The 12,137-nt window shown below is 43.1% G+C and carries 13 protein-coding genes and 1 pseudogene; 11 read left to right on the forward strand and 3 right to left on the reverse strand.

Features of this window, described 5'->3' with window-relative positions; translation table 11 throughout:
* Positions 1–113 precede the first annotated feature (113 nt).
* Complete coding sequence (locus tag IGK14_RS08110; protein WP_010748315.1) at positions 114–995, forward strand: LysR family transcriptional regulator; 882 nt, start codon at positions 114–116, stop codon at positions 993–995.
* 221 nt (positions 996–1,216) lie between these two features.
* On the opposite strand, the gene IGK14_RS08115 is transcribed toward IGK14_RS08110, so the two are convergent.
* Positions 1,217–2,170, reverse strand: a complete 954-nt coding sequence (locus tag IGK14_RS08115; RefSeq protein ID WP_416053495.1) for an IS3 family transposase — start codon at positions 2,168–2,170, stop codon at positions 1,217–1,219.
* Positions 2,128–2,694 (reverse strand): transposase, encoded by a 567-nt coding sequence (locus tag IGK14_RS08120; RefSeq protein ID WP_438712003.1) that lies wholly within the window; start codon positions 2,692–2,694, stop codon positions 2,128–2,130. The genes IGK14_RS08115 and IGK14_RS08120 overlap by 43 nt, the downstream gene beginning before the upstream one ends.
* 57 nt (positions 2,695–2,751) lie before the next feature.
* Between IGK14_RS08120 and IGK14_RS08125 the strand changes: the two are divergent.
* From IGK14_RS08125 to IGK14_RS08135, 3 genes and pseudogenes are all read left to right on the forward strand, one after another.
* A pseudogene (locus IGK14_RS08125) lies at positions 2,752–3,069 on the forward strand (flavodoxin); the annotation flags it as partial.
* Positions 3,038–3,382 carry a carboxymuconolactone decarboxylase family protein gene (locus IGK14_RS08130; protein ID WP_010748318.1) on the forward strand — a complete coding sequence of 115 codons (345 nt, stop codon included), beginning with the start codon at positions 3,038–3,040 and terminating at the stop codon, positions 3,380–3,382. The pseudogene IGK14_RS08125 and the gene IGK14_RS08130, both read left to right, overlap by 32 nt.
* Positions 3,383–3,802: a cupin domain-containing protein gene (locus tag IGK14_RS08135; RefSeq protein ID WP_010748319.1), complete on the forward strand. Its 420-nt coding sequence runs from the start codon at positions 3,383–3,385 to the stop codon at positions 3,800–3,802.
* Positions 3,803–4,024: 222 nt separating this feature from the next.
* Here IGK14_RS08135 and IGK14_RS08140 read toward each other — a convergent pair whose 3' ends face one another.
* Positions 4,025–4,879 carry a LysR family transcriptional regulator gene (locus IGK14_RS08140; RefSeq protein WP_010748320.1) on the reverse strand — a complete coding sequence of 285 codons (855 nt, stop codon included), beginning with the start codon at positions 4,877–4,879 and terminating at the stop codon, positions 4,025–4,027.
* A gap of 117 nt (positions 4,880–4,996) precedes the next feature.
* On the opposite strand from IGK14_RS08140, the gene IGK14_RS08145 reads away from it, so the two are divergent.
* The 7 genes from IGK14_RS08145 to IGK14_RS08175 are packed head-to-tail and all read left to right on the forward strand — an operon-like array spanning position 4,997 to position 12,137.
* Entirely contained in the window at positions 4,997–5,911 is a 915-nt protein-coding gene (locus IGK14_RS08145; RefSeq protein ID WP_010748321.1) for an ACP S-malonyltransferase, read from the forward strand.
* A 5-nt stretch (positions 5,912–5,916) separates the two neighbouring features.
* Positions 5,917–7,563, forward strand: coding sequence for a malonate decarboxylase subunit alpha (mdcA, locus tag IGK14_RS08150; protein ID WP_086295359.1), 1,647 nt, complete (start codon positions 5,917–5,919; stop codon positions 7,561–7,563).
* A gap of 25 nt (positions 7,564–7,588) precedes the next feature.
* A complete protein-coding gene (locus tag IGK14_RS08155; RefSeq protein WP_005226050.1) occupies positions 7,589–7,888 on the forward strand; it encodes a malonate decarboxylase subunit delta in 300 nt (99 codons plus the stop codon).
* On the forward strand, positions 7,878–9,560 hold the full coding sequence (mdcD, locus tag IGK14_RS08160; protein ID WP_154694490.1) for a biotin-independent malonate decarboxylase subunit beta: 1,683 nt from the start codon (positions 7,878–7,880) through the stop codon (positions 9,558–9,560). Before IGK14_RS08155 ends, mdcD begins: the two co-directional genes overlap by 11 nt.
* 3 nt (positions 9,561–9,563) lie before the next feature.
* Positions 9,564–10,157 (forward strand): malonate decarboxylase holo-ACP synthase, encoded by a 594-nt coding sequence (locus tag IGK14_RS08165; protein WP_010748324.1) that lies wholly within the window; start codon positions 9,564–9,566, stop codon positions 10,155–10,157.
* A gap of 24 nt (positions 10,158–10,181) precedes the next feature.
* Positions 10,182–11,267: an acyltransferase family protein gene (locus IGK14_RS08170; protein ID WP_010748325.1), complete on the forward strand. Its 1,086-nt coding sequence runs from the start codon at positions 10,182–10,184 to the stop codon at positions 11,265–11,267.
* Between the two features lie 12 nt (positions 11,268–11,279).
* Entirely contained in the window at positions 11,280–12,137 is an 858-nt protein-coding gene (locus tag IGK14_RS08175) for a triphosphoribosyl-dephospho-CoA synthase (RefSeq protein ID WP_010748326.1), read from the forward strand.

The raw sequence follows: 12,137 nt of genomic DNA on the forward strand, positions 1-12,137 counted from the left end.
CGCTGGAACAGTGATTCTTTGTTATCATAAGAATTGATAAGGAGACTGGAGAGGGAGGTTCTCTTTTGTTTCGAACACCTTGAATGCACAAGAAAAAATGAGGAGGAGATTTTGTGGAAATTCGGTTATTAAAATATTTCTACACGATTGCGGAGGAAGGGACGATTTCTCAAGCTGCAGAAGTGCTCCACATTACACAACCGACATTGAGTCGACAATTAAAAGAATTAGAAGACGAGTTAGGGACGGCACTATTCACTCGTGATAATCGTAAAATGGTTTTAACGGAAGCGGGGCGTTTTTTAAAAAGCCGTGCGGAAGAGATTTTGAGTTTGACAGACCAGACAATGCAAGCGTTTGAAGATCGTAAAAAACATTTATTTAGCGGTCACTTCACGATTGGTTGTGTGGAAGCAGATAATTCCGATACGCTTTCCTTGATGTTGGAAGAATTTATCAATGATTATCCGGATGTTCGCTTTCATATTCATAGTGGTACCGGAGATGATATCAGCGATCGTCTAGAGAAAGGCTTGTTGGATCTAGCGATCTTGATCGAACCGATTGAAATCGAGAAGTATGAAAAAATCGTTCTTCCACGAAAAGAAACATGGGGCTTTTTGACTTCGGCTGATTCTTTTCTTGCGCATAAAGAAGAAATTACACCCGAAGACATCAAAGGTGTGCCTTTATTGATCTCCAAGCGTCCAGAAGTACAGCAAATGTTCAGCCAATGGTCGAAGACACCAGTGGAAGAGTTGCCGATCGTGGGTACCTACAATTTAATATTCAATGTCTTTTCCTTAGTAGAAAACCATGTTGGTTCGGCACTGACTGTTAGTGGCGCTGTTGGTCAGCGAAGGAATGAGGCAATCAAGTTTCTGCCTTTAGTACCACAAATCGAGACCAGCTGTGTATTGGTTTGGAAAAAGAATCGTGTACTGTCGCCAGTCGTTATCGAGTTTATTCGACGATTTCGCGATTCCTTTCAATAATCTCAGTGTAAACATCAAAAGAAGCGGTGATATCCGCTTCTTTTTTGTATATCGAAACCAGCTATGCTTTGTAAGCATAAGGTCTTGTGTGAAAAAGCATTAGCCAATCCAACTCGATTGGCTTACCATTAAATCTATCAGGAAACAAAGAGTAGGAGGTGACACAATGGCGGCAATACTTGTTTGTTCACGAGCTGGTGAAAATCTGATTGAGGGACAGCTCAAAAAACTGGGCATAGGAAATACGCAGATTCTAGCAGAGAAGCTGTCAGAGCAGCTGCAAGGCCCCCTTTATACCCTTGCCCCTGTGGAACCTTATCCTGAAAGCTATCAGAATTTAATTTCTTTTTGATGCGTTTATGGTTGTAATAATAGATATATTGGTCAATTTTTGTTTTCAATTCATCTAAACTCCGATAGACTTCTCCATGAAAAATCTCTTGCTTTAATAAACCAAAGAAGTTTTCCATAGGTGAGTTATCTAAACAATTCCCTTTACGAGACATACTCTGGAAGATTTTATGCTGCTTCAATTTATTCTTATAAGCATTCATTTGATAGGCCCATCCTTGATCTGAATGGAAGGTTCTACGAAATGGGCAATCATTTGTCATCTGGATTGCTTCTTCTAATCCTTCCATTATGGCTAGTGCGTTTGGTTTTTCAGAAATCCGATAAGATAGAATTTCACTATTGTAGAAATCCATGAAAGGATCTAAATACAGCTTTTTCTGACGAACGACACCTGTGGTGTCTACTTCATAATACTTAAACTCTGTGGTGTCAGTTGTAATTTTTTGGTGACAGATATTTGTATAGAACCGACGATGAATACGATTTTTGGCGACAGTGCCAACCTTCCCACGATAAGAATTGTACCGTCGAGATTTTCGAGTGTAAGACTTTACTTCGATACCTAGTTTTTTTATCAGACGTTGAATCTTCTTTTTATTGACATGAACCCCTTGATTCTCTAATTCTTTTTTTAGTCGCAGACAGCCATAGTCTTTATGCTCTTTGCGAATTTCAAGGATTTTTTCTTCAATTTTTTGGTCTGGGTTTGGTCTGTCAAACCGTTTCTGCCAATACATATAGGTTGCTTTAGGAAATTTCAATGTTTCAAGAAGCTCAACTAGTTTGAATGATCCTCGGAGGCTGGCGATGATTCGTGCGATTGATTCTTGCGTCTTTGCTGGGCTTCCTGTTTTCGCAGCTTCCTCAACTCTTTTAAAAAGGCATTCTCAATTTGAAGGGATCGGACTTGCTTTTCTAATGCCTTGATACGCTCGCGTTCTTCAGTTGTTGTATTTTCTTTTTTGTTTTCTTTTTTTCTAGCCAAAGTAAGTGGTCGCCCTTTCTCTTTTGAGAGCCCCTCAATACCTGCTTCTCTGAAATTACGCATCCAATTGGAAATAAGCGCAGGGTTGTTCATTTCTAAAGTGCTGGCAACTTCTCGATAGGACATCTCACTTGTTTGATATAACTCTAGCGCATTTAACTTAAATTGAACAGAATATTTCTGATTTTGATGCTTTCTCAATAGACCTTCCTCTCCGTATTCACGATAGGCATTCACCCAATCACTTACTTGAGACTTGCTTGAAATACCGTATTTGTTGGCAAGGTGCCGATATCCACCCACGCCACTAAGATATTCTTTAACGATTTTTAGTTTTAATTCAAAAGCATATTTTGCCATACAAATAACGACCCCCAAAAGTTAGAGTTTTTGGTCTAACTTTTGGGGGTCGCTTCAGAACGGGTACTATTTGTTGGATTTCCCAACTGGTGGGGGAGCTATCCGAGGATCGTGGCGAGTTTTTTAAAAGACCATCATTTCGATGGGAAGATTATTTTTCCCTTTTGTACCCATGAAGGCTCAGGATTCGGCTCTAGCCTTGAAGACTTTAAAAAAACTTGTCCTGAAGCCCTCATTTATCCTGGATTAGCCATCCGTGGGTCACGAGTGAATAAGGCGGATACTGCCATTCAAAATTGGCTGAACCCGCATTTCATCACAATAGAAGAAGGAGTCGATCGATATGGTAAAGAAACAAACTGCAGGAAGAGATAACCTAGGGACATTTGCGCCGAAATTTGCGCAATTAAATGATGATGTGTTATTTGGTGAAGTTTGGTCACGTGAGGAAGAATTGGCTCCTCATACAAGAAGTTTATTAACGATATCTGCCTTGATTTCGGGTGGTAATTTTGAACAATTGACTGCCCATCTGAAGATTGGCAAAGAAAACGGGATCACAGCAGAAGAAATCGCTGAGGTAATCACTCATCTGGCTTTCTATGTTGGCTGGCCCAAAGCTTGGTCTGCTTTTAACATCGCCAAAACGGTTTATCAAGAAGAGCTAGCTGAATTGGAGGAAAAATAAATGTCAGAACTCGATGCAGCAAAAGAAGCTGGAATCTTTTCATTAGGGAACACAAATGACGCCTATGCACAATATTTTAGCGGTCAGAGTTACTTGAATCCTTTAGTAGCTGATCCAGCGATTCCAGTCAACGTTGGCAATGTGACTTTTGAACCAGGTTGCCGCAACAATTGGCATCGGCATATTGATGGTGGGTATCAATTGTTGTTGGTGACTTCAGGAGAAGGCTGGTACCAAGAAGCAGGCAAGAAACCGCAAAAACTTACTGTTGGTGATGTCGTAGTCATCAAGGAAGGGGTCAAACATTGGCATGGTGCAGCAAAAAATAGTTGGTTTGCCCATGTCGCGATTACTGCTGGTGCTTCAGAATGGTTAGAAGCAGTCAGTGATGAAGAATACGATCAATTGCCCGATGCATAAGCGATGATAAGGCAGCCGTACTGGAAGGCGTGTAACAAATCTTATGGGGTCTCACCTGACTGGGGCAGCCAATAGTGTGGCGAGTCAAAAGAGATCGGAGTGATCAATGTGATCAATGTGAATGAATGTACGGTCGAGCCGATGATTCAACCTTTGTAAATAGGAGAGAAAAAAGAAGCGTCCACTTGCACAGCTAACGTGCGAATGGACGCTTCTTTTTGTTTAGCCAAGATAAAATTCAATCAACGTTTTTGCAATTAGTTTTGTCATGGGATGACCTTTAGTAAAGCTTGATGCTAAATAGATCGTCCTTGATAAGGGGAAATCTGCTAGTTCACGTAAAACGAAAGGTGCCTCATCTTCATAGCCCCAAGTAATTTTAGGAAAGAACGTGATTCCTAGCCCTTGATTGATAAGGGAGCGCAACGTCGCCGGATCGTCCGTCGTTGAACCGATAGCCAAACTGATTTTTTTTGCTTCAAAAGCTTCGTCGATGGTTCTACGCAGCGGGCTGTTTTCAACCAGCATCAGCAAAGGCACGTGTTGGATATCGGCAACTTGCAAGTCTTTTTTTTCTGCCAAGGGATGCTTTTTGGGGATCGCCAGTAAGATGGGTTCCGTGAATATTGGCAGATTGGTCAAGCCGTTCTTTGGCTCAGAGGTAATGTAGAAGGCTTGTTCTTTGTTGGTCTCCTTACTGCCGTGCTGCTTGATCGAAAGTTGGATCTCAGGGTGCTTTTCAACGAATGTCGCCACCAAGTTGGGCAAGGAAACAGAAGCGACTTCAGAGTAAATCGTCACTGCAGGGACCATTTCTCCATTTAAGGCTTGGATCGCACTCATTCCTTCGTCGAAACGTGCTAACGTCTCAACGACATAGGGATAAAATTCTTCAGCATACATCGTCAACTCGATATGCCGACCGGCATGATAGAACAAAGGAACGCCTAGTTCACTTTCTAGGTGTTTCATGGCACGGCTCAAGGCAGGTTGTGAGATGTATAATTCTTGTGCAGATTGGGTAATATTTTTCGATTCGGCTACTTTTTTAAAGTAGCGTAAATGATCAAGGTTCATCAGATACTCCTCTTTCCATACCTTTTGGTTATGGATATTCACGAAACTGGTATTTTTTATTATAACAAACTTCCGTTATTATGACACAGGAAAGAGAATTTGTTTAGGAGGTGTTTCATGAGTACAGGTTTCTTATACCCAGGACAAGGCAGTCAGACCAGCAAGATGCTTGAGGACGTGCCTGCCAGTTATTTCCATCGGCTAGAACAGGCGACAGGCTTTGATTTACACCCTGTATCGGGGGATCTCAAACAAGATACCGTCTCTATTCAGTTGGCCCTTTTAGTAAAAGCGGCTTTTTACACGGACCAGATGAAAGCATCTGGTGTGCAACCTCAGCTTGTGGCGGGGCATTCGATTGGCGCTTTTTCCGCTGCGTTAGCTTGTGAAAGCTTGAGTTTCGAAAATGCCGCTAGCTTGGTCTATCATCGGGCGACATTGATGAAAGAAGCCTATCCGACTGATTATGCCATGGGGGTACTGGTTGGTGTAACGAGAAGTGAAGCAGAAGCGCTCGTGGCAAAAACATTTGATCCTGCTGCTCCCGTCTATTTATCAAATGAAAATTGCCCCATGCAGCATACGATCTCTGGTCATATCAAAGGCTTGCGCAAGACGCTAGCTCAAGCGAAAGATTATCATGCGCAAACCGCCAAACTTTTAGCAGTGCCTGTCCCGTCCCATTGTGTGTTGATGGCAGAACCCGTGAAACGGTTTGCGCCATTTATGAACACGGTATTCCTTGATGTGCCTATCTGTCCGTACCTCAAAAATACGGATGGTCGGATGACCATGAACCCTGAAGAGATCCGTCGAGATTTGCTGCAAAATATTGCTTATCCGGTGCAGTGGAACAAGATCATGGATGTTGCCTACGAAGCAGGACTTGATTTGGCTCTTGAATTTCCTCCTGGCAATACCCTAACAAAACTGATCCAAGCAAAATTTGGTGAAAACAAAGCGATCCGTGTGATCAATTTGGATCAACATGGCTTGGATGATGCTTTATTCCTATATCAAAAATGGAGATGAATAGAATGGAAAAACCTGCAAGAAACTGGGCAAGTAAACGTGAAAAGAAGGCCCAAACCATGAAAAAAATCGAGCATCTTCTCGATGGAAAATATGTCCCAACGGAAGCGATCATTGAAGTCTTAGAACAGTTGATCCGTCCGGGAGACAAAGTGGTCCTTGAAGGCGACAACCAAAAACAAGCAAGCTTCCTATCAAAAAGCTTAGAACAAGTCGATGCTCAAAAAGTCAATAATTTGCATATGATCATGTCGAGTATCTCCCGTCCAGAACATTTGACGATATTTGAAAAAGGCATTGCAGCGAAAATCGATTTTTCTTATGCAGGCGCACAAAGTACGCGCGTTGCCCAAATGATTGAAGACAAAACTATGAAATTAGGGGACATTCATACGTATTTGGAATTATATGGTCGCTTATTTATCGACTTGATTCCGAATGTGGTCCTTGTGGCGGCGGACAAAGCCGATCGCCAAGGAAATCTTTATACAGGTTACAATACGGAAGAAACGCCAACGATCGTCGAAGCAGCAGCCTTTAAAGATGGGATTGTGATCGTCCAAGTTAATGAAGTGGTCGATCGTTTGCCGCGGGTCGACATTCCCAGCGATTGGATCGATGTCGTCGTGGTAGCAGACCAACCGTATCAATTAGAAGCCCTCTTTACGAGAGATCCGCAAAACATTACGGAATTACAAATTTTGATGGCGATGATGGCATTAAAAGGAATCTATGCAGAACATGAAGTACAATCGTTGAATCATGGGATCGGTTTTAACACCGCTGCGATCGAGTTACTTTTACCAACCTATGGAGAAACGCTTGGAATCAAAGGAAAAGTAGCGAAAAACTGGGTCTTGAATCCTCATCCAACGATGATTCCAGCTATCGAATCTGGTTGGGTCGAAAGCATCCACAGTTTTGGTGGGGAAGTTGGTATGGAAAAATATATTGCCGCTCGACCCGATGTATTCTTTGTCGGAAAAGACGGCACGATGCGCAGCAATCGAGCATTATCACAAACTGCAGGTCAATATGCCATCGATATGTTTATCGGTTCGACCTTACAACTAGATTATCATGGAAATTCTTCTACAGTGACGAAAGGCCGCTTATCTGGGTTTGGTGGTGCACCAAATATGGGGCATAATCCGGGGGGCCGTCGGCATTCGACTCCAGCTTGGCAATCCTTGCGGGATGAAACAGATCCTTTAGCAAAAGGACAAAAATTAGTCGTTCAAATGGTTGAAACGTATGGGTCCAATAAAAAACCTGTTTTTGTAGAAACGTTAGATGCGTTGGCTGTCCAAAAGCAAGCTGGTTTAGCCAATGCCCCAATTATGATCTATAGCGAAGATACGACGCATATCGTGACAGAAGAAGGCATCGCTTATCTTTATAAAGCAAACTCAAAAGAGGAAAAACAAGCAGCCATCGCAGCCATCGGCGGTGTAACTCCACTAGGAATGACCAGCACAAAAGCTTCTCTGGATGCCCTTCGCAAAGCGGGGATCGTGAAATTACCAGAAGACTTAGGGATCAAACGCAGTGATGCCAAACGATCATTGCTAGCAGCTCAAACCGTTGATGATTTGATCGAATGGTCCGATGGGTTGTACGAACCGCCAATGAAATTCAGAACGTGGTCTTAATAAGAGCAAGAGGAGAGAAGAAGAGATGGAAAAATTAGCTTATACGTATCAAACAACGAAACCAGTCACCAAAAAAGTCCATGTTGGCGTGGTGGGTTCTGGTGACTTGGAAATTCTGCTTTTTCCAACAGACAAACAAGAAACCACCGTTTCAGTTTGTACAGGAAGTGACGGCTTTGGCGATGTGTGGCAAAATGTCTTGACGCGTTTTTTTGAGCGCTATCCAATCAGTGCGCAAATAGTGATCAACGACTTTGGCGCCACTCCCGGTGTGGTTTACCTACGATTAACCCAAGCAATGGAGGAACTAGCAGATGAAGAATAGTTTTGTAGAATTAAATGCTCGAGAACGGGTGCACGCCTTATTGGATGCCAAGAGCGGTCGTGAATTGATCGATCCATTCGACCAAATGATCGCACCCAATCTGGTGGCTCAAGACATCGTGCCACAAAGCGATGATGGGATCGTTGTGTGTCGTGGAACGATTTCTGGAGAAAACGTGGTCGTGATCGCTATGGAAGGGAAATTCCAAGGTGGCGGTATCGGTGAAGTTTCTGGTGCTAAAATCATCGCTGCATTGACGCATGTGTTGGAAGAAAACCAAAAGGGCAATCCGATCACACCGATCATCATCCTCGATACTGGTGGGGTACGCCTCCAAGAAGCGAATTACGGCTTATTGTCGATCGCAGAAATCGGCAATTTGATCGTTGCAATAAAATCGTATGTGCCAGTGATTGGCTTAGTGCCAGGTCGGGTGGGTTCTTTTGGCGGTATGTCGATTACCTCAGCACTTATGAGCTACTTGATAGCGACGAAGAAAGCCCGTATCGGTTTGAACGGTCCTGAAGTCATCGAACAAGAAGCTGGCGTGAGAGAATTTGATTCCAGTGATAAAGATTTGATTTGGAATACCATTGGCGCCAAACAACGTTTGGAAGCACAAATGATCGATGAACTAGTGACTGACAGTGTCGAATCGATCCAAGAAGCTGTGATTGCGGCGATGGTTGAAAAGAAAGACAGTCATCGCAGCGAAAAAAGTGGTTTTTATCTTTCTCTTTTAAACGAACTTGATCTATCAAAGCCGCTGACTATCGAGGCATACAATAAGGCTCTTGCAACGCATAAAGCAACTGAAGTGGCACCTATTACTGTAACAGAAGGCCAAGAAGCTGCTGCTGACAGTATCGGTTATCATTGGTTTTCAGCATTGACGAATCTGCAGTTCCCAACTTCAACTAGTGCAACAGTCTATGCAGCTGCATCTGACCTTTTTACTGAAGAAGTCGTTGTTACAGCGATCGTGCCAAACGCAAATAATCCGATGTATCGGGTACGCAATGGAGAAGTTGGTTTAGTCGAAGGGTACGAGATGGGCCATCTGTTAGAAACTGTTTATCACGAAGACAAAGAGAAAGCAATCAAACGGCCAATCGTTGCGGTCATCGATGTCCCTAGCCAAGCGTATGGCTACAATGAAGAATTGATTGGTATTCATGCAGCTTTAGCAAATAGTGCGGCAGCTTATGCCAAACTACGCCAAGCGGGTCATCCAGTGATCGGTTTTATCGCTGGCAATGCGATCTCTGGGGCTTTCTTAGCGCATGGCTTGCAATCAAGTCGTCTGATCGCATTAAATAGTGAAAAGATCACTGTTCAAGCAATGTCAAAAGAAAGTGCAAGTCGCGTCACCAAACGGTCGATTGCAGCGATTGAAGCCGCGGCGGAAAAAGTACCAAGTATTGCTTATGATATCAAAAATTATACGAAACTTGGGGCAATCTTCACTTTCTTATCCTCCATTACGGATCAGTCTGTCACCTCTGAAAGCAAAGCGACTGTAATCGAAGCGATCAATGAGGCGATTGATGATGTGCGTAAAACGAATGACAGGATGTTGACCAGTCGCTACACCAATCCGATTGCTAAAAAGAGCGGCCGGCTGGAAACGAATAACGTATTTGAAAAAATGAATGCAGAATGGAATGAGTAACGAATGAACCGTGCCCACGATATCGTTCAATTAGATAAAGAAGTTCTTGATATGATTGATATTCCCAGATGGTTTTCTGAAAAAGAACAGCTTTTTGCGACCGTTCGTCGTGGGAAACCCCGTAACCCCAGCTATTTACCAGTGGGGTTGCGCGGGGAAAAGCGGCAAGAACGGTTTGCCTTTGAGGCACCCTGCAACATGATCAAACGAACGATCCATCCTTGGGAATTGATCACTCGTGAGAGCTTCCGATTCAATGAAGTAGCCAATTATCCAGTTTACCGCAACTATCAACAAGCACGGCGTTTATTGAAGCACTATTCTTGGGGAATCGGTGGCAGCTTGGGGTTTGAATTGGCTGCAAAACAGGCAGCAATCAAGCCGACAAGTGATTTAGATCTGTTGCTTTATGCCGACACGAAAGAAAAGCTGCCACTGGAACTATTGGAAAAGCAGGCAGCCTTTTTTCAACAGATCGATGTTCAAGTTATCACAAAACAAGGCGGGTTTGCCTTAAAGGAGTATTTGGAACATCCATCAAAAAAAATCTTAGTAAAAACAGACGAAGGGCCAAAACTCACCACTGAGATTTGGTAATTATTAGAAAAGTGAGCGAAAAACATGTTTGAGAACAACGATTTAAAAATCAACATCAGTGATTTCCAAAAAGTATTTGCCGTGACAGCAGTAATGATGCAAACGATTTTGACTTTTGCCTTATCCAATACCCAAGATGAAAAGACTGCAGCATTCATCGGTACCTTTTATGTCTTGGTGAAATTTACCGCACCCCTGTTTATTTTTGCTATTGTTTATAACATGGTTAAGACTAGTCAACATCTGTCTTATCTAGAATTTTTGAAAGAAAAGTTTTTTGAACTTGTCGTGCCATATGTGCTTTGGACGACGGCTTATTTATGGCTGTTTCCCGCTGTCCAACAAGGAAAACCTTATACTGACACAGCAACGTTTTTACTGAAATATGTGACGGGGGATGCGGCGCCACACTTATGGTATACGATCATGATGCTGCAGATCCAATTGTTGATGCCGTTTTTTGTCTGGTTAGGCTACAAAGTGTTGACGAAGAAAAAAGCTGTTTGGCCAGTATTGATCGTCGCAACTGCTTTGTATGTCGCTTGGTATGTGTTTTATGATCGCCAAGTTTTTGAAGGACCGCATCATGAAAGCTGGTATTTATTGGATCGGTTTGTCTTTAGCTTTGTGATCTACGGGATCTATGGCGAGGCCGCTTTGATTTATCACGAAACCGTCTATCGCTTCCTATACAAGATTCGCTACGCTTTCTTGCCAGTGGGCTTAGCATTAGGGCTATTATCTGCCAATCATCTGCTACATTATGCAGGTGATCTAAGTTTCGCTCATGCACCGTATTTAAATACATTGCAAAGCTTATATAGCTTAGTATTGATTTTTGCAGTTTTTATGTTTGGGTCAACTATGATCAAAAACAATGCCCCACAGTTAGGGACGTTTAAGTGGCTGTCTACTTATGCGTATCGGACCTATCTTGCCAATGTTTTTGTCTTTCAAGTCTTGTTGCTATGCTTCAAAGATTTGTTGCTGCAACTGCCAATGGGCATCATGATCATCGTCGCTTATTTGGCAACTGCCAGCTGTGGTTTTTTAACAAGCTATGTTTTGCATGTTTTATGGGTAACGATCAAAGGTCAAATCAAAAACTAGAGGAGGAGTTGGATGTTTGCATTAGCTGTAGAAGAAAATTGTCGACGACTCGCCCAATTGGTAGAAGAAGCCTTGATTGCAGAAGTGACATTGTCCCCAAAACCGGGATTAGTGGATGCCATTGATTCAGGTGCCCATCACGATATGGATCAAGCACTCTTTCTGCGATCAGCTCGAGCATTGACGCCATACTTTGAAGAAATGGCCTTGGTGTCTTGGGGAAGCAGCATGTCTCAAGAGTTGCGGGAAGCAATCGCTGCAATCGGTCGGAAGGCAGAACAGGCGATGTTGGTAGCCACTGGTGGCATCAACACCCATAAAGGAGCCATCTGGGCATTAGGCTTGCTCATCAGCGCCGTCAGTAGTCAACTTAGTCGCAAACAGCGGATTTTTTTACCAGAAGTTTTTTCTGACATCCAGCTTCTCACTGCATTTCCTGATCGTGCGCTGATTCAACAAACAGAAAGTCATGGCAAAACTGTTCAAGCCAAATATGGACATCTCGGTGCGTATGGGGAAGCTGCTGCTGGGTTTCCTCATGTTCAAATCGCTCTAGCAGATTACTTTTCTCGGGATTGTTCCAATGAGACCAAAAAAAGACTCCACATGCTGTTGGCGATCATCGCTACGCTGGACGATACGTGTATTTTATACCGCAGTAATCAAGAGGTACTGGCACTGGTTCAGCAACTCGCACAAAAAGCCAATCAGCAAGCGTTGCCGAACCCAGCATTTCATGCACTAGCAGCCTTCTGCCAGTCAGAAAATGTGTCTCCCGGCGGTAGTGCTGATCTGTTGGCTGCCAGCTTCTTTTTATTGTCCATCAACTCGGTTTTACCCGTTAATGAAGGAAAGACCGTTTACCAATAA

The organism is Enterococcus sp. DIV0970a, assembly GCF_051711265.1.
GTDB classification, from domain to species: Bacteria; Bacillota; Bacilli; order Lactobacillales; family Enterococcaceae; genus Enterococcus_D; species Enterococcus_D casseliflavus.